Annotated in this window: 22 protein-coding genes and 2 tRNA genes; 15 read left to right on the top strand and 9 right to left on the bottom strand. The window is 31.9% G+C overall.

Annotation, left to right across the window (positions count from 1 at the left end; all coding sequences use genetic code 11):
• Nucleotides 1-38: 38 nt before the first annotated feature.
• The 3 genes from QZU90_RS07545 (at nucleotide 39) to QZU90_RS07535 (ending at nucleotide 2,582) form a co-directional block, all read left to right on the top strand.
• Complete coding sequence (locus QZU90_RS07545) at nucleotides 39-1,061, top strand: hydantoinase/oxoprolinase family protein (RefSeq protein ID WP_296856458.1); 1,023 nt, start codon at nucleotides 39-41, stop codon at nucleotides 1,059-1,061.
• Between the two features lie 110 nt (nucleotides 1,062-1,171).
• Nucleotides 1,172-1,867 (top strand): hypothetical protein, encoded by a 696-nt coding sequence (locus QZU90_RS07540; protein ID WP_295606297.1) that lies wholly within the window; start codon nucleotides 1,172-1,174, stop codon nucleotides 1,865-1,867.
• Between the two features lie 139 nt (nucleotides 1,868-2,006).
• Entirely contained in the window at nucleotides 2,007-2,582 is a 576-nt protein-coding gene (locus tag QZU90_RS07535; RefSeq protein ID WP_295606300.1) for a CDP-2,3-bis-(O-geranylgeranyl)-sn-glycerol synthase, read from the top strand.
• 120 nt (nucleotides 2,583-2,702) lie between these two features.
• Here QZU90_RS07535 and QZU90_RS07530 read toward each other — a convergent pair whose 3' ends face one another.
• Nucleotides 2,703-3,002, bottom strand: a complete 300-nt coding sequence (locus QZU90_RS07530) for a hypothetical protein (protein WP_295606303.1) — start codon at nucleotides 3,000-3,002, stop codon at nucleotides 2,703-2,705.
• 353 nt (nucleotides 3,003-3,355) lie between these two features.
• Between QZU90_RS07530 and tes the strand changes: the two genes are divergently transcribed.
• The 8 genes from tes to QZU90_RS07490 all read left to right on the top strand — a co-directional run bounded on the left by tes (nucleotide 3,356) and on the right by QZU90_RS07490 (nucleotide 10,704).
• Nucleotides 3,356-4,885, top strand: a complete 1,530-nt coding sequence (tes, locus tag QZU90_RS07525; protein WP_295606307.1) for a tetraether lipid synthase Tes — start codon at nucleotides 3,356-3,358, stop codon at nucleotides 4,883-4,885.
• Between the two features lie 439 nt (nucleotides 4,886-5,324).
• Nucleotides 5,325-6,305 carry a beta-ribofuranosylaminobenzene 5'-phosphate synthase gene (locus QZU90_RS07520; RefSeq protein ID WP_295606310.1) on the top strand — a complete coding sequence of 327 codons (981 nt, stop codon included), beginning with the start codon at nucleotides 5,325-5,327 and terminating at the stop codon, nucleotides 6,303-6,305.
• An 80-nt stretch (nucleotides 6,306-6,385) separates the two neighbouring features.
• Entirely contained in the window at nucleotides 6,386-6,871 is a 486-nt protein-coding gene (hacB, locus tag QZU90_RS07515) for a homoaconitase small subunit (RefSeq protein WP_295606313.1), read from the top strand.
• A 449-nt stretch (nucleotides 6,872-7,320) separates the two neighbouring features.
• A complete protein-coding gene (locus QZU90_RS07510; protein WP_296856455.1) occupies nucleotides 7,321-7,962 on the top strand; it encodes an HVO_0476 family zinc finger protein in 642 nt (213 codons plus the stop codon).
• 88 nt (nucleotides 7,963-8,050) lie between these two features.
• Nucleotides 8,051-9,325 (top strand): tRNA (N(6)-L-threonylcarbamoyladenosine(37)-C(2))-methylthiotransferase, encoded by a 1,275-nt coding sequence (locus QZU90_RS07505; RefSeq protein ID WP_296856453.1) that lies wholly within the window; start codon nucleotides 8,051-8,053, stop codon nucleotides 9,323-9,325.
• Nucleotides 9,326-9,950: 625 nt separating this feature from the next.
• The gene (locus tag QZU90_RS07500; RefSeq protein WP_012956484.1) at nucleotides 9,951-10,151 is read left to right on the top strand and encodes a histone family protein; all 201 of its coding nucleotides are present in this window, start codon (nucleotides 9,951-9,953) and stop codon (nucleotides 10,149-10,151) included.
• A gap of 405 nt (nucleotides 10,152-10,556) precedes the next feature.
• Nucleotides 10,557-10,628, top strand: a tRNA-Val gene (locus QZU90_RS07495).
• Nucleotides 10,629-10,631: 3 nt separating this feature from the next.
• A tRNA-Phe gene (locus tag QZU90_RS07490) sits at nucleotides 10,632-10,704 on the top strand.
• Between the two features lie 169 nt (nucleotides 10,705-10,873).
• On the opposite strand, the gene deoC is transcribed toward QZU90_RS07490, so the two are convergent.
• Together deoC and QZU90_RS07480 are read right to left on the bottom strand one after the other, a co-directional pair.
• Entirely contained in the window at nucleotides 10,874-11,599 is a 726-nt protein-coding gene (gene deoC, locus QZU90_RS07485; protein ID WP_296856450.1) for a deoxyribose-phosphate aldolase, read from the bottom strand.
• Nucleotides 11,600-11,900: 301 nt separating this feature from the next.
• Nucleotides 11,901-13,607 (bottom strand): tRNA uridine(34) 5-carboxymethylaminomethyl modification radical SAM/GNAT enzyme Elp3, encoded by a 1,707-nt coding sequence (locus QZU90_RS07480; protein ID WP_296856448.1) that lies wholly within the window; start codon nucleotides 13,605-13,607, stop codon nucleotides 11,901-11,903.
• Between the two features lie 304 nt (nucleotides 13,608-13,911).
• Here QZU90_RS07480 and QZU90_RS07475 point away from each other — a divergent pair, with 304 nt between their 5' ends.
• Both QZU90_RS07475 and QZU90_RS07470 read left to right on the top strand, forming a co-directional pair.
• Nucleotides 13,912-14,190 carry a PRC-barrel domain-containing protein gene (locus tag QZU90_RS07475; RefSeq protein ID WP_296856446.1) on the top strand — a complete coding sequence of 93 codons (279 nt, stop codon included), beginning with the start codon at nucleotides 13,912-13,914 and terminating at the stop codon, nucleotides 14,188-14,190.
• A 69-nt stretch (nucleotides 14,191-14,259) separates the two neighbouring features.
• Nucleotides 14,260-14,562 carry a DUF2098 domain-containing protein gene (locus tag QZU90_RS07470; RefSeq protein WP_296856444.1) on the top strand — a complete coding sequence of 101 codons (303 nt, stop codon included), beginning with the start codon at nucleotides 14,260-14,262 and terminating at the stop codon, nucleotides 14,560-14,562.
• Nucleotides 14,563-14,738: 176 nt separating this feature from the next.
• On the opposite strand, the gene QZU90_RS07465 is transcribed toward QZU90_RS07470, so the two are convergent.
• The 5 genes from QZU90_RS07465 to QZU90_RS07445 form a co-directional block, all read right to left on the bottom strand.
• Nucleotides 14,739-16,820 carry a DEAD/DEAH box helicase gene (locus QZU90_RS07465; protein ID WP_296856611.1) on the bottom strand — a complete coding sequence of 694 codons (2,082 nt, stop codon included), beginning with the start codon at nucleotides 16,818-16,820 and terminating at the stop codon, nucleotides 14,739-14,741.
• Between the two features lie 115 nt (nucleotides 16,821-16,935).
• Nucleotides 16,936-17,406 (bottom strand): cyclic pyranopterin monophosphate synthase MoaC, encoded by a 471-nt coding sequence (gene moaC, locus QZU90_RS07460; protein WP_296856442.1) that lies wholly within the window; start codon nucleotides 17,404-17,406, stop codon nucleotides 16,936-16,938.
• A gap of 223 nt (nucleotides 17,407-17,629) precedes the next feature.
• A complete protein-coding gene (locus QZU90_RS07455; protein ID WP_296856441.1) occupies nucleotides 17,630-18,733 on the bottom strand; it encodes a glycosyltransferase family 4 protein in 1,104 nt (367 codons plus the stop codon).
• 229 nt (nucleotides 18,734-18,962) lie between these two features.
• On the bottom strand, nucleotides 18,963-19,214 hold the full coding sequence (locus QZU90_RS07450; protein ID WP_295606748.1) for an MJ0307 family thioredoxin: 252 nt from the start codon (nucleotides 19,212-19,214) through the stop codon (nucleotides 18,963-18,965).
• Between the two features lie 235 nt (nucleotides 19,215-19,449).
• Nucleotides 19,450-20,280 carry a S49 family peptidase gene (locus QZU90_RS07445; RefSeq protein WP_296856439.1) on the bottom strand — a complete coding sequence of 277 codons (831 nt, stop codon included), beginning with the start codon at nucleotides 20,278-20,280 and terminating at the stop codon, nucleotides 19,450-19,452.
• A gap of 290 nt (nucleotides 20,281-20,570) precedes the next feature.
• On the opposite strand from QZU90_RS07445, the gene QZU90_RS07440 reads away from it, so the two are divergent.
• Complete coding sequence (locus tag QZU90_RS07440) at nucleotides 20,571-21,479, top strand: shikimate kinase (RefSeq protein WP_295606754.1); 909 nt, start codon at nucleotides 20,571-20,573, stop codon at nucleotides 21,477-21,479.
• Nucleotides 21,480-21,548: 69 nt separating this feature from the next.
• Here the strand turns inward: QZU90_RS07440 and QZU90_RS07435 are convergent, their stop codons facing one another.
• Complete coding sequence (locus tag QZU90_RS07435) at nucleotides 21,549-22,418, bottom strand: radical SAM protein (protein ID WP_295606757.1); 870 nt, start codon at nucleotides 22,416-22,418, stop codon at nucleotides 21,549-21,551.
• A 184-nt stretch (nucleotides 22,419-22,602) separates the two neighbouring features.
• Between QZU90_RS07435 and QZU90_RS07430 the strand changes: the two genes are divergently transcribed.
• Entirely contained in the window at nucleotides 22,603-22,926 is a 324-nt protein-coding gene (locus tag QZU90_RS07430) for a chorismate mutase (RefSeq protein ID WP_295606760.1), read from the top strand.

Genomic DNA, 22,926 nt, shown 5'->3' with positions numbered 1-22,926 from the left:
GAAAAAATAGGGGAAAATTATACTTATTTGGTGATAATGTGAAAATAGCAGGTTTTGATATCGGTGGTGCAAATACCGATTTGGCAATTGTGGAATATGAAAATGGTGAAATAAAGGATATTCAAACTGTATTTGAATACTTACCTATGTGGTCTCAAAATGAGAGATTGGGAAATGTCTTATACGATTTGATAGAAAAGATTTGTCCAGTTGATGAGATAGATGCTGTAGGAATTTCCATGACTGCAGAGTTAGTTGATGCTTTTGAGACAAAGGCACAAGGAGTGTTGGATATTGCAACCACATGCGAAAAGCTCTTTGACTGTCCTGTTGCGTATATCGGTACAGATAAGGTATTGTCACTTGCTGAACTCATTGCAAACCCTATTGAAGTTGCAGCTGCAAACTGGATTGCCACTTCACACATTGTTGCCGAAATTGAAAAGGATTGCATTTTTGTAGATACTGGAAGCACAACCACAGACATCATTCCAATCAAGGATGGAAAGGAATGTGCTAAGGGCAGAACCGATTTTGAAAGATCCTCTACTGGTGAGCTTGTCTATACAGGAACATTAAGAACCAATTTAACAAGCTTTGTAGATTCAATTCCCCTTAATGGAGAAACCTACAGGGTTGCTTCAGAACTTTTTGCAATAACTGCTGATGTTTATAATGTCCTTGATTTGATTAAAGATGAGGATTATGTTTGCGCTACCTGTGATGGTGCAGGTAAATCTAAAGAGGAATCTGCAAGAAGAATTTCAAGAGTTGTCTGTGCAGATTTGGATATATTGTCAATGGATGACATTAAGGAAATGGCAGATTATATTCATAAGGAGCAGGTTAAGCAAATAGCTGCAGGCCTTAAGGAAGTTTCAGATAGGGAAGGATTGGATAAAGTGATTGTAACTGGTCTTGGAAAAGACATTTTATGTGCTGAAGCAGCTAAGCTCTTAGGTCTTGATGTAAAGTCCATGGGGGACTTTTACAGTGATGATGAGTGTACAGTAGCTCCAGCTATCGGTACTGCAATCATGATGAAAAATTATTTAGATTAAATTCTTAATAAATTCTTAAAATTCTTTATAAATTCTTTATAAATTCTTAGCTAAATTTCTAGATAAATTTCTTTATAAATTTTTTACATTTAGTTAAATTTCGTGATATTATGGGTAAAAAGGCTAGAATCATCATAATTAGTTTAATAATTATTATCGCAGTTATTTTAGGATTTTTCGTTTTAACTGAAGGCAGCAGTGAAATTATAGGTGAGAATAATTTAGGCAGTGTAACTAAGGTCAATTATACTCATTCAGAGGATACAACTGTGAAAATCGCAGTTGTTTCAGGTATGCATTCAAGAGAAAAACTTCATAAGTTCATTCTCCCTCTAGTTTGCAGAGCCTTCGCATTTTCTCATGGTGATGTGGAAGTCATAAACTATCAGGTTAAGGTAACAGATTCTCCTGAGGACTTTAATCGAGGCAGAGCCAATGGGGAGTCCCTTGTTCATGATTATGTAGTTAGCGATGTGGCTAAATTAAATCCTGATTTAGTCATTATAGGTCATGACCATGAGCCAAGCTATGGGGCAGGATATTATATAGCAACCCCTACAATGGATAATGCATCTGTGGATTTGGCTGAAGAAGTGACAAGTGATATTGGGTTTAACTATTATAAAAGAAATAAGACAAGGCCTGCAAAAAGTACATCTATCAAAAAGGTAGACACTCCTTTAGTTGAAACTGGAACCCTTGTATTCGTTTATGAAATTCCTGAAACAGATACAAAAACATTAGCATTTGTAGGATCCTATAGGCTGTTGGAGGCTTCCTATAATCATTTGATTAATAATAAGTGAAATGGGTTTTAAGTGAACAAATAATTGTTGACTCAATACCCAATAAATTACCCATAAGTTTATATGCTTAAATTTATTAATAATTAAAAATATAGTTTTAAATGAGAAATAACGAATTTATTTTATTTTGAGGCAAATAATGGAAATTGAAATTTTTAATTTACTGATTGCTGTTGCAGGTGCAATATATTTTATGCTACCTGCTTATGTCGCTAACCTTAGCGGTCTTGCATTCGGTGGAGGAACACCAGTTGACGGTGGAAAGGAATGCAAGGATGGGCGTAGGCTTATTGGTAATGGTGTAACATGGAAAGGCCTAATAAATGGTACAATTCTTGGGACCATTGTTGGTGGAGTATTGGGAATTATCGGTACCTTTTATGGAGATTTAAGTGTCTTGACTGGTGGGATAATAGATCTTCCAGTTTATGGTAGCATAACCGGTGGTTTAATCTTAGGATTCCTAATGGCTTTCGGTGCATTGTTAGGAGATTTAGTTGGAAGTTTCATAAAAAGAAGGATTGGCCTTCAAAGTGGAGAGCCAGCTCCTATTATGGACCAATTGGATTTCGTAGTAGGTGCATTGATTTTAAGCTTATTGGTCGTTAAGATCAGCTGGGAATTTTTCATTATAGTTGCTGTTTTAACTCTTATTTTGCATTTAGGCTCTAATATGATTGCTTATTTGCTTGGAATTAAGGATGTTTGGTATTAGTTCTGTGTTTATTAGTCCTGTATTAAAGTCCTTTTTTCTATTTTTTAACTATTTTTCTATTTTTGTTTTTTAACTTTTAATCTATCATTACCTTTCTTAATGATTTATTCTATTTTTAAATTATTCATCATCAAAAATATCAACTAATGGCTTTTGCTCATTTGTTTTAATGATTGGAGTTTCCTCTCTTTTTTTACCTTTCTCATCTCGTTTCTTAAATCTCCAACCATATTCCTTAAGCTCTTTTTCACGAACTCCATATTTGTTTGCTACCCATCTTAATCCGTGTTCCTCAACTTCCGATTTGACATCTTCTGGGTCGTTGAATGTTATTGGGTCTATGCTTTCGTAATATTCAAGGACTTTTAAAATTCTGTTATTAGGTATGTTATTTGCTTTAATCCATTCACTTAATTTCATGCCATGCACCTAAATTCTTTAAAATATGTTTTCTTAATTATATATTATTTAAACTGATTTATAAAACTTTAATATGGATTTCATTATCTGGTTATATTTTTTGCCATATCATTCAGTGTTTCATTGAATTATTTATCTGTCATTTTTTCAGTTCTTATGCTATTTTATATATTAAGTTTAAATATTAAAAAGGATATATTAAATATATCATGTTAATGTAAGTTTTTTAAAAGCTTAGTTCAGTTTACTATTTTTAGTAATGAGCTTTTTATTAAACTATTGTTTAGGAATACTAACTTTAAGAATTATATTTACACAGATCATGGATTAAAAAAATCAATTGTGGTGAAAAGATGCATATTAAAAATACAACTAGTTTATGTCCTATATGCCTTAAGCCTTTAGATGCGGAGGTCTATGAAGAGGACGGAAGAGTCTGGATTAAAAAAGAATGTCCAGAACATGGGGAGTTTAATAATACTTATTGGAGTGATGCAGAGTTATACAACAGAATTGATCAAGTTGACCCAATCACTCAAGACTTGGAAAATCCTATGGTGGAAAAAGTTGCAAAATGTCCTTCAAATTGTGGTATTTGTTCAGAGCACGAATCTTACACAGTTTTAGGATTAATTGATGTGACAAACAGATGCAATTTGAAATGCCCTATCTGTTTTGCTAATGCAGCAACTTCCAAGAAATTATTTGAACCTACTCAAGATGAAATCCGTCAAATGCTCAGGAACTTAAGAAGTGAAAAGCCTGTTCCTGCACCAGCTATTCAATATGCTGGTGGTGAACCTACTGTAAGAAAAGATTTGCCTGATTTAATCAGAATGGCTAGGGAAGAAGGATTCAATCATACTCAAATAGCTACCAATGGTATAAGAATTGCTAAAAAAGAAGGCTATGCTCAAGAATTAAAAGATGCAGGATTAAACACTGTTTACTTACAATTTGATGGTGTTACTGAAGAGCCTTATTTAATTGCAAGAAGCAAAAACCTATTGGATGTTAAATTGGAAGCAATTGAAAAATGTAGAGAAGCAGGTTTAGGTGTTGTAATTGTACCTACCGTTGTAAAAGGTGTTAATGACCAGCAAGTTGGAGACATTATCAGATTTGCTATTGAAAACATTGATATTATTCATGGTGTCAATTTCCAACCTGTATCATTCTCTGGAAGAACTCCATCTGACCAAGTTGAAGAGCAAAGAATCACAATTCCTGACTTCTTGAACTTAGTTGATGAACAAACTGAAGGTCAAATCTCCAAGGATGATTTCTATTCAGCTACATCTGTACAACCTGTATCTGAATTTATTGGAGCTTTAAGAAATGAAGAACCTCCAGTAACCTTAAACTGTCATCAACACTGCGGTTCAGCTACTTACATATTCATTGAAGATGGTAAAATCATTCCTATTACAAGATTCATTGATATTGATAAGTTCTTAGTGTTCTTAAACAAATACACTGAAAAATTGGAATCCGGTTCATTTGCAATCAAGTCCAGAATTTTTGCTAGTGCTACTAAAAACTTCAATAAAATCTTTAAGGAAGAAGAGGCACCATCTGGATTGGATATGAAAAAGATTATTTTTGATATCTTTAAAGATCAATCTTATGATGCTTTAGGTGAATTCCATGTAAATTCATTACTCATTTCATGTATGCATTTCATGGACCCATTCAACTTCGACACTGATAGGGTAAAAGACTGTGTTATTCACTATGCAGTGCCTGATGGAAGAGTCATTCCATTCTGTACCATGAACTCCATTTACAGACAAGGCATTGAAGATGAATTCTCAGTTCCATTAACTCAGAAAATGACTGAATTCAATGACAAGACTGGAAAAGAAGAGGAAGATGAAGATTAGATAATCTTCATTGTTTTTTAAATTCTTTTCTTTTTTTATTAAATTCATTTCTTTTTTTATCAAATTCTTTTATTTTTCTATTTTCATTCTATTTTTTTATAATTTTTTAATTAGTTTCTATTTTAGGATATCTTTCATTTGGTTTATATTTTAGGATATTTTTTTATTTCATTTCATTTTTTTCTATTATTCTATAATTTTTCAATTTTTAGTCTTTTTTCTATTTTTTCTTACATTATTTTCTAATTTTAAGCCATTTTTATAAAAATTTTTCAATAAGTTTATATAATAAAATTAATATATTAATATTGAAATATTTAAGTTTGTTAAATATTGTAATTTAATTAAAATTATAACATTTGATATTTGGAGTTAATGGGATAAATTGAAATTTTTTATCTTTTCCATTATTGAATAGTATAAAAATGGTCGTGAAATTATGATTATTAGAGCACCTTCAAGATTACATATGTCTCTTATTGATTTAAACGGGTCATATAAGAGAATTGATGGTGGTATAGGTCTCGCACTTAGCGATCCACAATTTGTTTTAGAAAGTGAAGAAACCAATGAAAAAGGATTTACCTTAGAATTTGCTGATGGCATTAGAGAGGATTCCAGAGAGGAATGTTTAGAAAAGATTCCAAATGCTGCAGAAAAAATTGCAAAGATTTGTGATATTGAATCTGGATTCCATTTTAAAGTTTTAGAAGCATACCCTGCTCATTCAGGATTAGGTTCCGGTACTCAAATTGCAGTTTGTACCGCTCACTTAATGACTGAAACTGCAGGACTTAAATTTACAAGCAGAGAATTAAGTACTATGGTCGGCAGAGGAGGAACCTCTGGTATTGGTACTTTTGCACATGACTTAGGCGGGTTTATTGTTGATGGGGGACACAGTTTAGAAGAAAAGCCGGGATTCTTGCCATCTTCTGCATCTAAAGCAAAACCTGCTACATTGATTGCAAGATATGAGTTCCCTGAAGAATGGAACATCTTGCTTGCTATGCCTGAAGTGGAAGAGCATATGCATGACCAACAGGAAGTAAATGTTTTCCAAACATACTGTCCAATTCCAAAAACTGAAGTTGAACAGGTTTCACATTTAATCTTAATGAACTTGCTCCCATTCTTGCTTGAAAAGGACATTGTTAACTTCGGTTGGGCAATCAAGGAACTTCAAAAAGTTGGTTTCAATAAACTTGAACACAGTTTAGACCCACATTACTTGCCTACTATGCAAGCGCTTGACGATGCAGGAGCTTATGGTACTGGTATCAGTTCATTCGGCCCTACCTTATACACTGTCTTCGATGATGACAATAAGGATATCGTAAAGGCAGCTGAAGAGATTGTAGGTAAGGATAAGGTAAAAGTAACCAAAGCACAAAACCATGGTTATGTAATTGAAAAATAGTTATCCTAAATCGTAACTATTTTTTATTTTTTTAATTATTTTTTGAATTTTATTAAATTTTTATATATGTAGTGAATACTATGGCTGAAATTAAAGGAAAGGTTTGGAATTTTGGAGATAACATTGACACAGATGTCATCATTCCCGGAAGATATTTAAGAACATTCAATCCAAAGGATTTGGCAGAACATGTTCTTGAAGGAGAAAGAGCGGATTTCACCAAAAATGTAAAGCAAGGTGACTTGATACTTGCTGGTGAAAACTTCGGATGCGGTTCTTCAAGGGAACAGGCTCCAGTGGCTATCAAGGCAGCAGGAGTTGAAGCAATCATTGCAAAATCATTTGCACGTATCTTCTATAGAAATGCAATCAACATAGGTCTTCCTGTTGTGGTTGCAGACATTGAAGCAGATGATGGCGATATCGTATCAGTTGATTTGGAGCATGGAATCATTGTCAATGAAACTAAAAACATTGAAGTGGAATTCCAAGCTTTTGAAGAATTCATGATAAATATATTGTCTGATGGTGGTCTAGTTAAACATTATTTAAAAGAAAAAGAATAAGTTTAATTAAATTGATTGGTGATATATTTAAACCAGTGTTGTTCTGGTAAACTATTTATTAAATCAATCAAACATTTATTTTAAAGGATATCATTTTGAAATATATCTTTCTTTTATTTTTTACTTAAGATTTTTTAGAAAAATTATATTATTTCATATTTTTGTGATGATTTTTTTTAAATCGAAATGATCTTTTAAAATTAATTTTTTTAAAATTAATTATGATTAATACATAAGTTTATAATTAACTTAATCTATAATATTATAATAATCAAAATAATTTATTAATTAAAATTAATGACATAGCTATTTTTAATTATTTTCTTAATTTTTCAAGTCATGAAAAATTAATATGTTTTAATTTATTATTTTTATTGAGATTTCAAATTTTAGATAAATTTTTAGCTGTGTTTTTAATGAAAAAAAACAGAAGATAACGAGGTGAAAATATGGTTTGTCCAGTTTGCGGATCTGATGAAGCAGTCATTTTAAAGAATAAGCTTATCAAAGGCAAAAATAAGGAAATTAGAGAATTCCTATTGAAATGTGATGAATGCGGATCTGTTTATAATGAAAGAATTTCTCAGGATAACCCAAAACCATTCAGATTAATCATTAGTGAACATGAAGATACTCATAAGATATTCATTGACTTATTCCCTGATGAACAACTTGTTGTTGGGGATTTCCTAATGTCAGAGCTTGGAAAAGTGAAGATCACTTCTTTAGAGCTTGAAGGAGAAAAGAGAGTTAAGAAAGCTATTGCAAAAGATGTCAAAACCATTTGGGCATCCTCTGAAGAGATTCCTGCACGTTTTGGTGTTTCAATAGATTTGCATGGAAAAGTCGCTTCATTTAAATGTGAAACTGAACGTGACTTCAAGATAGCTGTTGATGATATTCTAAAAATTGACAAGTATATTGCAAGAGTTCATGTGATTAAGACAGAAGAGAGAAAAACCACTAAGGGTTATGCTAAGGCAAGAGTAATTAAAAGGGTTTATGCAAAACCTGTTAAGTTCAATAATTATGACTATGATTTGACTAAATTCATTGTTCAAGCAAAACCTTTGAATAAACATAAAAGTTAATTTAACGACAATTTAAAACAATTTAAAATTTTCTATTGGGATGATATATTCAATCCCATATAATCTATTTTTATTTTTAGAGGATAATATGAAAGTATTTATAGAAACTTACGGATGCACATTCAATCAAGCTGATTCTGAAATTATGGCAGGTATTTTAAATGCCAATTCCATTGATATTGTAGATAATCAAGAGGAAGCTGATGCAATCATCGTAAACACCTGTTATGTAAAATTGCCTACTGAAAGCAAGGTGATAAATAGAATCAAAAAGCTTCAAGAGGAATTTCCAGATAAGGAAATCATTGTTGCAGGATGTATGGTTGAAGTGGATCCTAAAAAGCTTGATGCAATTGGACCGAACTGCTCTTGGATTGGTCCTCACCAATTGAACAAGACTGCTGATGTTGTCAAGTCAGCTATTGGTGGGGAAGTTTCCAGAGAGTTTGGCTTTTCAGATGAGCCTAAAGTTTGTGTTCCTAAAATACGTCAGGACCCATATGTTCATGTTATCCAAATATGTGAAGGTTGCTTAGGTTCCTGCAGTTACTGTTGCACTCGCTTTGCAAGGGGCCATCTAAACAGTTATCCGATTGAGGATATTGTAAAGGAAGCAAAACAAGCTATTGAAGATGGTTGCGTAGAAATTGAGCTTACAGCTCAAGACACTTCTGCATTTGGAAAGGACACTGGTGAAAAGCTATCTGACTTGATTAAGGAAGTGGCTGGTTTAGATGGTGACTTTAAAGTTCGTGTTGGAATGATGCACCCTAAAAACATAGGAAATGACCTTGAGAATCTAATTGATGCATTTAAGATGGAAAAGGTATACAATTTCATCCATTTGCCTATTCAATCTGGAAGTGATGCAGTCTTGAAGCATATGAGAAGGAATCACACTGTTGAAGATTATAAGAAAATTGTTTATAGGTTTAAGGAGGAAATCCCAAACCTTACATTGGCTACAGATATCATTATAGGTTATCCTACAGAAACTGAAGAGGACTTTTTGATGACTGCAGATTTGATTGAAGAGATAAAATTCAATTTGATTCATTTATCAAAGTATCAGCATAGGGAAGGTGCAAGTTCATCTGATCTTCCAAATATTCCATTTGAGGATATGAAAAGAAGATCCAAAATTTTATCCGATAATAAATTTGGAATTATTGAAGAGGAAAACAAATGCCTAAAGGGTAAGGAATTAAATGCATTGGTTGTTGGTAAAGGTTCCAAAGGTGGTTTCATTGCAAAAACCGATTCATATATTCCAGTAGTTGTTCAGGATGTCGAATTAGGTGAGTTTATCAAGGTTCATATTGATGAGACAACCGGAACTTATCTGATTGGTCATAAGATCTAATTTTTTATTCTTTTCTTATTCTTTTATTTTATCATTTAATTTTTCATTTAATTTTTCATTTTATTCAGCATTTATTTTATCCTTTATTTTTTCTTATTTTACTTTTATGAAATTATCAATTCCCTAATTATTTTTTTAAGGAATTTTTTCTAATTATTATTACTTTTACACTAATATTTTCATTATTTTCTAATTTAGAAAATTCTTAGAAAATTTAGATAAAAAACTCTTTTAAAATTAGTTATTTTTTTAAATAACTTTTAAATTATCTTGTATTTTTGTTTTAAAGACTAATTTATATTTTATTTACCTTTTAAAGAAAATTTTCTTTCTTTGCTTTTTTTAAAGACTATTTGTTATTTATTTAATAAAATAAAGATATTTGGCTATTTATTTAAAGAATTAAGAGTTTTTAAAAGGTTTATTTTTTAAGAGTTCTATGGCTTTTAAATACCTTTTTTTCATATATTTTTTATTAAATTTTTTTAATTAGTTTTAATATTTCTCATTATTAAAAAATCTATATTTTTACAACTATTTTTTGAATAATAAGTGATTTAATGGCCTTAAAAAAACAAAACATTTATATACTAGGTAGAACACACTTTCAATTGGAGGTGAAAATATGAGTGAATTACCAATCGCACCTGTCGGTCGTATCTTAAAAAATGCTGGCGCACAAAGAATTAGTGATGATGCAAAAGTTGCATTAGCTGAAGCTCTTGAAGAAAAAGGTGACGAATTAGCTAAAAAAGCAGTTAATTTCGCACGCCACGCTGGTAGAAAAACCGTAAAAGCTGAAGATATCAAATTAGCAATCAAATAAGTTTGTTATCTCTAGTTTTTAACTGTTAACTATTGGCCAAGATCTTTATTGGCCAATTATTTTTTTTTTAAAATTTCTGTCTATTTTTATCTATTTTTACATATTTTATCTATTTTTACATATTTTTATCTATTTGCACTGTTTTTTAATACTGTTTAACTTTTTTAAATATTATTCTTAATAATTAAAAATTTTTTCACATGGTTTTCCATTAAGTTTATATGTAATTATTAACATATTTTAATATGTCTGTCATTTTATTTGTTAGGCTCTAGGCATCGGTTTTTTAAGATTTTGTTTTTAAAAAGAGTTATTTTTAAATGAAATTTCTTAATTTTAATTTTCTAAAATTATTGATTTAGAAACATTTATATATAATTATAAACATATTTTAATGAGTAAGAAGGACCGGTGGTCTAGGGGTATGATACCGCCTTGACATGGCGGTGATCACGAGTTCGAATCTCGTTCGGTCCATTTGCCGTAGTAGTTCAGTTGGGAGAACGCCAGACTGAAGATCTGGATGTCGCTGGTTCAAGTCCGGCCTACGGCACTTTTTTTATCGAGGAATATTTAGTTTTATTATATACGAACTATTTTTTTAAAAATAAAACCAGCAGATTTTAAAATGCTTCAAAAAAAGAATGTTATTGATAATTAAAATTTGAAAAAATAGAAATAAAAAAGAAAATAAATAAATTATAAAATTTTGTATAATTTATTTAAATAAGTCTTGGGCCTGTTTTTTGATTAGGATCCACTTTCTGATTATCAAGTACATGATTAAGTTGATCCATAATGATGTGTCCGGAAGAAGTTCCAATCTTGCTTACTCCTGCAGCAAGAACATTATTTGCTAACTTATAGTTATCAATTCCGCCAGCTGCTTTCATTTCAAGATGCGGAGCATTCTTTTTCATAATTCTTAAACTTTCCATCAAGGAATAGAAATGTTGTTTTCCATTGAATCCGCTTGAGGTCTTAACGTAATCTGCTCCTCCTTCTTCACACATTCTGGAAGCTCCAGCCATTTCATCTTCATTAAGAAGAGGGTTTTCAATAATTACTTTGAGTATGTGGTCTCCAATTGCTTCTTTAACTGCTTTGATATCATTTTTAACGTATTCGAAGTCACGTTCTTTAATTGATGGGATATTTGCCATCATGTCGATTTCATCTGCACCATCTGCAATTGCAGCTTTAGCTTCTGCTATTTTTCCTTCGGTGTTTCCTGCACCTAATGGGAAGTCAATAACAGTCACCACTTTCATGTCAGTGTCTTTCAATTCTTCTTTTGCTAGTTTAACAAAATGAGGTAAAACTACAACAGCATAAAAAGGATATTCCTTTGCTTTTGCGAAGAATGCTTTCATTTCCTCAATGGTTGCAGTATTATCTAAATGAGTAAATTCAATAGCTTTTGCAAGTTTTTCAGCTTTGTTGATCATTTAAGTCATCTCCCTATTTTTAAAACGATTCTAATCTCCAATAAGATTAATTCAGTAATCATTCAATTATTTTTCAATAATTGATTAAATTTTAATCTCCAATAAATATAATTTTCATAATTAATATTAAATTTTAATCATTTTTTCATAATTTTAATCATTAATTTAATATTAGTTAATTTAATATTAGTTTTATATGTATATAATAGTTAGTTTAACTTCAAACTATATAATACTTTTGACTTGTCTGATTGTTTCAACTTTTGATGTTTTTTTAATAAAACAAATATTTAAGTGCTATTTAAACCAATTTTTTAGCCATATATGGGCCTTTACGTTCATAACCGAATTTGCGGTAATAATTTCTGGCTCCAATGCCGCTGATAATCAATAGCTCTTCCTTGTTCTGGTCGATACTTATCTCTTCAGCACGTTTCAACAACTTTTCACCAAAGCCTGTGTGCTGTCCGATATCACTTCCTTTCTGCCCTATCTTTATCATGTTTCCATAAACATGCAATTCACGAACAATAGCTGTTTTATTATCAATCTCTTCTCTATGAGCTTTTTCGGAAGGCATTCTTAATCTTAGGAATCCTGCAAGGCTTTCCTCATTCTTATCTTCTATGGATAGGAAGTGTTCCTTGCCTTCGGTAGCAATGTAATCCTCTTCAAATAATTTGTAATCATCAATTGAATACTCTTCCTTGGTCTTCTTATGGCCAATTTCCCTGCATCTTATGCATTGGCAATTGATATTCTCTTCTTCAAGACGATTGTAGACCAATTCCCCAAGGTTTGATTTTTTCACTCCATCTTCAATTAATGTGGATGGAATATCCCTTTGGATTCTCATGGTTCTTACCCATTTCGGCAAGATCTTCTTGATTTGAACTATCAGTTCAACAGCTTCTTCATCACTATATGGTCTGTATTTCCCTTCTTTCCATAATTTGTGAAGTTCACTTCCATCTGTAACAAGGCAAGGATAAATCTTGAGCATATCCGGCTTGAAGTTTTCATTTGTAAAGATGGTTTTAAACATTTCCAAATCTTTTTCTGGGCATTGCTCTATTCTAGGTTCATCTCTTGCAAGAGGAAAAAGCCCAGGCATCATGTGCATAGCCACTTTCACCCCAGAATCCCTTAGAATCCTGTTTGCTTCAATGACATCCTCAACGGTATGTCCTCTTTTGATCTTTTCATAAATGTGGTTATGGATGGTTTGAACACCTAACTCAACCCTTGTAACTCCCATATTCAACATTCTGTCAACATGAGGCTCCTTACAGTAGTCCGGTCGGGTCTCAAAGGTCATTCCGATGCATCTTACTTTAGAGCTTTCGTTAATTCTTTGGATGTCATCTATTAGCACATTATCATTTGGAGGATAAGTTTTAAGTGCATTGTTGCTATATGGGGGATACTTTAAAAGGTCTTCTTTATTGAATGATTCAATATCCCCAATTTCAGTTATGTTTTCAAGGATCACTCCAAAGTCACTCATTGCCTTTAGACATTGTGAAACGAACCATTCCTGATAGCATATGTCCTTTGATGGGAAGGTTCCTCCCATGATGATGAGTTCAACCTTATCTATTGGATGGCCTACCTTATGCAATTGCTTTAGACGATTGTAGCACTGGACATATGGATGGAACTTAAACATTCTTCCTCTAAGTGCTGCAGGCTCCTCTCCAGTATAACTTGGAGGTGCAATGTCACTTTCAGGGCAATAATAGCATCTTCCATGAGGGCATTGGTGTGGATGGCACATCACTGCAACAATTGCCACTCCAGAGATTGTTCTGGTTGGTTTCTTTCTTAAAAGGTTAGAAACGATTTTCTTTTCCTCAAGGCTAGCATGTTCTAGGATTACAGAATTGCTCATAAATTTCTTCAGGTTTCTATCTCTACAGAGCTGCCTTTTTTCCACTTCGAGCTCACGACGAGTAGTTATTTTCCCATTTATGATATCTTCTATGATAATTCGACATGCTTCTTCCATTAGGTTCACCCTCGATAAAATTTTTTTAATGATTTTTATTAAGATTTGTTTTTGATTTTCTTATAATGATATTTTATAGTAATTATATTTGTTTTTAAAATATTAATTTATTATCATAATTATATAAATTTTATTGCTTTAAAAAAATATTTAGATAAGTTTATATAATTTTCAAATCATATTCTTAATTAATGGTGATTATGTTAAAAATAACTTTTTAGTTATATGGCCATTTCCAAATAATCAAACCATATTTGATTAGTTTTAACATAATTTCATGAAAAATAATAATTGAGGTAATAGAATGAAAATTAAACAATTATTAGGTATGATGGCTTTAGATGCTAATGCAAATGAAGTAGGTAAAATTGATGATGCTGAATTTGATCCTAAAGAAGGTAAAATCAATGCAATAACCATTGTCCTTAAGAAAAACTTTATCTCTAGGAAATCAACAAAGAAGCTGCAATTGAAGAAGCTGAAAAAGCTAAAGACGCTAAAGAAGAAGTGGAAGAAGTTGAAGCTGAAATTGTTGAAGATGAAGAAGAAGCAGAAGAAGAGGCTGAAGAAGAGGCTGAAGTAAAAATAGACTAAATTAAATTTCTATTTATTTTCTTCTTTGAAGACTTTATTAAAACCTATTGGTGATAGTATGAGTATTTGTGATATTCGAGGAGAAACCATTGATATAGGTTCCTTTATAAGATATACCGGTACTGGTACCATAAGTAAAGTTGTTGATTTGAAAGAAGAAGACAACGAGCAATGGGTAAAATTAGATGAACCTGCCTTATGGTATGCAGCTGATTCTTTAGAAGTGGTTAATGAAAAAGACATCGTTGATTCAGATAACCTTGATAAAGACACTCTTGAGCAAGTCAAGGACATTAAGGAAGGCTATGAAGAACTCAATGCCAACTTAAATGACATTCAAGGTTGTGAAGGTGGAGGATAATTATCCTCTTCTTTTATTTTTTCTTTTTTTTAAAATTTTTTTATATAATTAAAATCAAAATCTATCTATTTTTCATATTTTTTCAAATATTCAAAATCTCTTTTTAAAAATAGTAAATAATTTTTTTTAAATTTAACATTAATTTTTTTTTTAAAAAATAGAAAAGAGATAATTAATTAATAATTATCTGCAAATTTCTTAATGTTTTGAGCTAATTTTGGACCGATTCCATCAACTTTTTGAAGCTCTTTTTCTGAATATGGTCTCAAATCATCGCCAAATACATCAACCAATGCTCTTGCACGACGTCTTCCTAAACGTTTCACTCCAATTACAAGAGGTATTATGTCTTCCTTTACACCATAATAAAGTCTTGCAGAAAGGAAATCCAAATCTTTTGAATAGGAGTATTTTCCAAGGACTTCAAGGGTGTTCTTTGTAAACCTTACAAGCAATGAAGCTTCATATGCAGAGCGTCTGGTAGAAGATGAGTATACATGATAAGCATTTTCAATTTGGTACTCTGTCCTTTCATTTATCCATTCAATTAAAGAGACTGCTGTTGCTTCTGGGTTTCCAATATCAATTGCAAACAATCCATAGTTTGATAGCATTTCACGAACAGGGTCTTTGGATTTTCTGCCTTTAAATGCAATAAGAGGCATATCTGGAGTTTGGGCTAATTGGTAAATAAGTTCCTCAGGCTTAAAGTTATCGAGATTGTTTGCATATTCCTTGATTTTTACAGCGGTTTCAACACTATAATTGGATCTTGCAATTAGATTACCGAATGGGGTTGTTTTGAGTCCACTTGGTGTTGCCTGCAAAATCTGGTTTTGAAGCAAGAATTCCAAAGCATTCATGATTTCAAATTTCAAGCTTTCTTCAGCAAAGAAGCTCATTGAAGAATTTGCAGTCATTTGATATCCATAAAATGTTTTGGTGAAAAAGTCTTGAAGCTCTTCAGGAGTTTTTGATAGAGTGGATGCCACTTGTGCAATTATTTGCTTGAAAACAGCATCCTTGTTTTCAATTAATTTAGAGTTTGTAGGCTCCACTTGACCGTTAATGTAACGCTCTTCAAGTGTAATTGCCTCTTCCATGGATTTAGCAATCAAATAGGAATATCCTGTATCATCATATTGAGGCCTTCCTGCTCTACCTGACATTTGCTCATAATCAAAAACAGGAATTGCTTGGGGACCATCTGAAGTCCATCTTGTATAGTCTCTGATAACCACATACTTTGAAGGAAGGTTAACTCCATACATTAAGCTTGGAGTAGCTGCAATCATCAATATATTTCCATTTCTGAATTCCTCTTCAATGATTTCCTTTTGTTCACTGAAAAGGCCAGCGTGGTGGAAAACAGCACCGTTTTCACAGCTTTCCGCTAATTTAAGACAAGTTGAGGTTGGTCTTGATCCCTTTTTCTCAGGCACTGCAAGCAACTTATCAGCCACTTCCTTGAAGCGTTTCTTTTGTTCTGCAGTAGTTTTCTTTTTCAATTTTCCTGCAACATAATTGGCAAGGCTTTCTGTAAATCTTCTGGTTGATACAAAGCTCAATGCCTGTGCATCATCGGATATTGCCTTTTCAATAACTTTTACAACCACATCATTCTTGTTTTTTGTATTGAACATTTCAGCATCCAACACATCCTTGTTCAATGGCACTGGTCTGTAGTCATGTTCTACAACAGTTGCATCCAACCAGCTTTCGATTTCCCCCATATTTTCAAGTGTTGCAGACAATGCAATGATTCTTAAGCTTGGATTGATTATTTTTGCCCTTGTGATTGCACATTCGATTGTAGGGCCTCTTGTAAATTCTCCAATCATATGGAACTCATCGATGATTAATGTGTCGACTTCCCTTAAGGCATCCCATGAAAATCTGGTTAATGCATCAAATGATTCAAAGACCATAACTGACAAGTCTGAAGATGATGGGTGTTTTCCTACATTGATTCCAAATTCCTCGAATTTCTTGAATTCCTTAACCTTCTCATTTTGGATTGAAAGGAGAGGTACAGCATAAACCGCTTTTCCACCATCTAAAATGGATTTGAGAGCTGCCATTATTCCAAGCACGGTTTTCCCACTGGCAGTAGGAATCGCTATGACACAATTCCTATTGTTTTCAAGGTATCCTGATTCAATCACTGCCTTTTGGGCAGGGTTGAAATCCTCAATGTATGGATAGCAGCTATTGATTATTGTTTTAATGTTTTCAGGGATGTTTTCCATATTAATCAGTCTAATAGTTTTTATAATATGTTTGTATTTAATAAATAATCTTGATTTTCTTAGAGCATTTGAAAACAAACTTTTAGAAAAAGTTTGATCAAAATATTTTCAAAAAAAATTTTAATTACAATTTTTCTTTCTTTAAAACAACTATGTCAGAAATCTTAGTGTCTGGATATTGTCCGTTTTCATCTTTTTCCACTGCTTTTGTCATGTCCCAAATGGTGAGCAATGCTACGCTTACTCCAGTGATTGCTTCCATTTCCACACCGGTTTGTCCAGTCAATCTACATTCGCAAGTTGCAGTGATTTCCTCTTCTCCAACATCAAATTCTATTTCGATTCCACTCAAGTTCAATGGATGGCAAAGGGGAATGATATCAGATGTCTTTTTGACAGCTTGAATTCCAGCTATTTGGGCAGTTGTCAACACATTTCCCTTTTTGATTTCTGCATTCTTGATCATGTCAATTGTTTCCTTTTGAAGATGAATCTTTCCGCTTGCCACTGCAGTTCTTCTTTGCTGTGGCTTAGCTCCAACTTCCACCATATGAACTCCAGTTTCAGTTAGGTGGGTAAATTCCTTTTCTCCCATTTGATAACCTCTTAAATTAATTATAATTTATGAATATGTTTTCTTTAATTTAGTTTATTTTTTATTATTAATAACTATTATCCAAAATCTGATTATAATTTGGCTTAATAATTATTATTTTTTAATTTAAATCAATTTCATTAATTTAAATCAATTTTGAAAATGTTTTAATAATTTTTATAATCTTTAAATTTTATAATGATATTTTTAAATAATTTTAATTTCAATTCAATTCATCATAAGGCAATTTGGTTTCTCCAAAGTCCTTTGCCCTATCCCTTGCATTTGACTTGAACTTTTCCATCAATTCTTTATCGCTTAAGACTCTATCAATTGCATTAGCCAAATCTGATGGGGCATTTGGGTCAATCAACAAGCCAACATCTTCAGTGATTATTTCATTTATTCCCCCAACATTGCTTCCAATAACTGGCTTTCCACAGGATAATGCTTCAATAAGTACAAGTCCAAAGCTCTCACTGAATGATGGCAATACTAGGATGTCACAGCTTGGTATTATGTCCTCAACATCTCCTCTGGAACCTGTAAAGTAAACATTTTCAATATTTTCCTTTTCACATTTTGCCTTTAGCTCTTTTGAATGAGGGCCATCACCAACTATGACAATATTCGCTTTCACATTCATTTCTTTTTTAGCTTCAATAAGCAAGTCAACATTCTTTCTTTTAATTATATTTCCGACAAATAAAATGATGGGTTTGTCAGCATCTATGTTGAATTCTTGAACCAATTCTTTTTTAAATTTGTCTTTGTTTTCTTCTGTAGTTTTAAACTTACTCACATCTACACTATTCCAGTGCAATCTTGTCTTTTCTCTAATATTTGGAATATCTGTCTTTATGATTTCATCTTTCAAAGCTTCACTTACCGCAAGAATCACATCAGCATCATTAAGCACTTTATTGATGAGAGGTCTAGTAAACTTTTGCTTTTTATAGGTTTCAAACATGTCAGATCCATGTGAAGTCACATAGGTTTTGGTATGGGTTGATTTCCCTGCCTTAACGCTTGACCATCCTGCGGGAAGCAGATAATGGCCGTGGATTATGTCTATGTTTTCCCTTTCAATGAGTTTTTTTAGCTCTCTTGTTGCGTTTATTGCAAAGAATAATCCTCTTAGTCCTGGGATATTAACTCCCTTTGTGCCGATTACATGGATTCCATCAATGTCCTTAATGTCCTCATGGGGATAGGTTATTACATACACTTCATGGCCTTGTCTGACCAATTCCTTTGATAATGTGTGTATATGAACTCCAACTCCTCCAATATGTGGTGGGAACTGTCCAACCATAGCAAATTTCATGTTTTAACCTCTTTCAATTTAGAATATTTGAACTTAATGTTTGAACTTAATATTTAATTAATATTATAATATATCTTATTAATTCTATTTATTCTTATATAAAATGTTTAGAAAAATAGTGGGATTGATTTAAAAATAGTAAGAATATGTTTTTAAAATGAGTGTTTTAAATTTAATTTTAATAAAAATAGTAAAAAAAGAGAAAAATATTAGAAAATTGTTTTTGCAATTATTCTAATCTTTCTAATAATTCTTCAAGTGTTGGAGCACCAATGAATGCAAGTGAATTGTTAATTGCAATTGCAGGAACTGCATGAACTCCATAGTCAATAGCTAGATCTCTGTTAGCAGGATCAGCAATGCTGAGGATTTGCACATCAATTTCGTCTCCTAATTTTGCTTTTGCTTCTTCAACAACTTGCACAGCACCTGGACAATGTGGACAGGTTGGTGAGGTAAATACTTCTATTTTGTGTACCATTTTATCACCTTTGTTTAAAAATTAATTAAGTCTTATTTGTTTTTAGTTAAATTGTAATTATAAATTCATAAAAATCTTTAACTTTTATAAATTTATTTATATATTATTGTTCGTTAGTATATAAATATTCCTATTTAAATAGAAACTCAAAATAAAAATAGATAAAAAATAGATAAAAAATAGATTGGCTAATGATTTTTGATAATGTTAATATTGAAAAGTGAAAATTTTTTATTTATAAATTGAATATCTTGTTTTCACTTAAAGTTTCAGTTAAGCTTTTCTTTGATTTAGGATAATTGAATGCAGTGTAATTAGTTGCATTTGCTTTAGAAGCCGCTAATTTAATAGCATTATTCTTATTGCCAATCTTGTCAATCAAGCCTAAATTTTTAGCCTCATTTCCATTATATCTTTTGCCATGAGCCAATTTTGCAAGATAATTAGGTTTCAAGTTTCTATTTTCAGCTATTGCTTTAATGAATTGTGTGTAATCCTGATCAATCATCTTTTGACCATTCAAAAGATTATCTGGATTGCTTTCATTTGATTTTTTCAATTTGAGATAATCTTCATTATAAACTCCAGTAAGCTTTGTTTTTGAGTATTTGTTGCTGTCAATAAAGCTAAGGCCGATTCCGCCAATTGATGAGGATGAGCTTGCAACAATTGCATCTGCACCGCTTGCAATCAAATAGCTTTCATCCAATCCATTATCACCAATGTATGCAACTACAGGTTTAGATGATTTTTCAATATCGTCAGCTATCTCTTCACAAGCCACTTGGCTTCCGCCTTTACTGTTTATGTCTAATACAATAGCCTTAACATTTGGATTTGAATTTGCCTCATTCAATGCATTTTCTATTTGGCTTGCACTGGTAAATATTCTGGTTGAGTTAGATGAGTCGTATGTAACTGCTCCATTGATTGTTATGACTGCTATCTCATCTTGTTGCTCCACCATATTTCCAAATGGCAAAAGGAGAACTAAAAGCAATACTATGGCCAATATAATAAAGGCACCTATTCCAATGTTAAGCCAATTTATATTATTTTCACTCATAGTATCACATCTTAGTTATATTTTTAAATTATCTCGATTCAATAAATTTGCATTATTCTTAAAAATTCGTTTATAAAAAATTTTGTATTATAATATATTTATTTACATTAATATAAAGTTTATTTTTATAATTTTATTTTTTTATGAAATTTAGAAATGCTTTTAGGAATACTTTCAATGATTCACATAAATATTTATAAAATTTAGAAATACTTTCAATGATTTACATTAAATATATATCATTTGATTTTAAAATTAATATATAGATTTATAAGATAATTGGTGATTTTTTGACTAAAACAGTATTTTCTCCAGGTTCTGCAACAATAATCAATGCTATTTCAACCGGTTTCGGTTCTGCATTCGGTATAGGATTGGGTATTGAGGCAGAGGCTAAGTTTTCTGATGTGGGTGTCAACTGCTCATCAGATATAGGGGCTGACCCTCATTTAATGAATTTATGTGTGGAACAGGTTTTAGACTATTATAAGATAGGCAGTGCATTGGATTTCGATGATATCATACCTAGCTTGGATTTTGGAAATGGGCAGGGAATTGAAGTCAAGACAAAATCCAATTTGCCTTTAGGTTCTGGGCTTTCTTCAAGCAGTGCATTATCCAATGCTGTTGTCATGGCTACCGCTGCATTGGTTGCAAGCGAGTTTTGCCTTGAGCCATTGACAGATTTGGAAATGATAAACATGGGTATTGATGCATCCCTTGAAGCGGGAGTTACAATTACTGGAGCTTTTGATGACGCTTCCGCATCTTTCTTTGGAGGATTAACAATTACAGATAATGGAAATAGGGAAATTTTGCATCAGGAAAGAATGCCTGATTATGATATTTTGGTCTTTATGCCAGATAAGGAATCATTAAGCGGTTCTTCTGATGTGGATAGGATGAAATTGGTTGCTCCATTTGTAAGAATAGCATTCAATAAGGCACTTGATGGAGATTATCTTGAAGCATTGACATTAAATGGGCTCTTGTATGGTAATGTATTAGGTTTTGATAACAATATAGCTCTTGATGCACTTCAAGCTGGTGCACTTGCTTCTGGATTGTCCGGAACTGGATCTTCATTTGTAGCTATTGTTGATGAAAGTTCCATTGATGGTGTTAAGGATGCTTGGGCATCATATGATGGAAGAGTCATTGAAACAAATGTGGACAATAGGGGAACAAGAATAATTTAATTATTCTTCTTTTTTTCTTTTTTTCTTTTTTTATTTTTTACTATTTTTTTTTATTTTTACACTATTTTTTTAAAATAAAGTGGTCTGCTTAGTTTTATCCTTGCTTGGAAACTCATGAAGATATGTGAATATTTCTTCTGGATTATTCATCATATTGTTTTCATTTGTTCGTTTATAGAAAATCTTCATTAGTTCCTTTTGATTTGGGCTAGCTATTCCATAGCTGTTTCCATAAGTCCTGATGTACTTTTCCTTAAGTCCAGGGAAATGCTTGTCTAGCTTGCTATAGAAATATTCCATGTTTCCATCTCTCAATGTCATTCCCATTCCAAAGCAGATAATTCCCTTGACATTTGCGTCTATGCAATAGTCAAGTATTCCATTGATGTTTTCTTCTGTATCGTTTATGAATGGAAGAATAGGGCATAGCCAAACGATTGTAGGTATATTGTGTTTATTTAGAATTTTCAATACCTTTACTCTTTCCTTTGTAGTGCAAACATTAGGTTCAAGTGTTTTGCACAATTCTTCATCGTATGTTGTCAAGGTCATCTGAATGACTACTTTTGCCTTTTCATTGATCTCTTTAAGCAAATCCAAGTCCCGGAGTATTAGATTTGATTTTGTGATGCAAGTAAATCCATGACCATATTTGTTAATGAGTTCCAAGGATTCCCTTACACTTTGTATCTTCCTTTCAAGAGGTATGTATGGGTCTGTCATAGATCCTGTTCCAATCATGACCTTTTCCTTTTTATTCTTAAGGGCTTTCTTTAGGAGTTCTGTTGCATTTGCCTTTACTTCAATGTCTTCAAATGCATGGTCCATATTGTAGACATTGCTTCTTGAATCGCAGTAGATGCAGCCATGTGAACATCCTCTGTATAGGTTCATACCATTCTTATTGGATAAAATGCTTTTAGCGTTAACGTAATGCATGATTTCACTTGTATTTCCTATTTTTTCTTATTTTATTTTTGGTTTTAATATATTAAATTATTTCTGAGAGCATTTGAAAAGAATTTGATAAAAATTAATACAAAGAAAAGTTAATTTCAATAAGCATGTTTATATAAGATGAAATATAAAGTATAATTATTATCAAAACTATGGAGTTATTTTTGTGGATAAGAAAGAGATTATGGGCTTATTTGAAAATGAGGAAGAAGCTCAGGATATTCTTGAAAAGTCTAGAAAAAGAATCGATGAAATTGATAATGATTTAGTTAACTTAATAAGTGAAAGAACTTCACTTGCTAGGAGTATTGTTTTAGCTAAAGTTTTTTTAGGCATGGAAATTTATGATAAATCAAGAGAAGAACAAGTTCATGCCAAAGTAAATAAATTAGCTGAAGACTTGAACATTGATAACGATATTCTTAGCGATATTATGGATATGCTAACAACTTTAAATAAAAATAAACAAAGAGAAATTTTGGAGGAATGA

It is taken from the genome of uncultured Methanobrevibacter sp. (assembly GCF_902784195.1).
Lineage (GTDB): Archaea > Methanobacteriota > Methanobacteria > Methanobacteriales > Methanobacteriaceae > Methanobrevibacter.
Note: the sequence above shows the minus strand (reverse complement) of the source record. Positions and strands in the feature narration are given on the sequence as shown.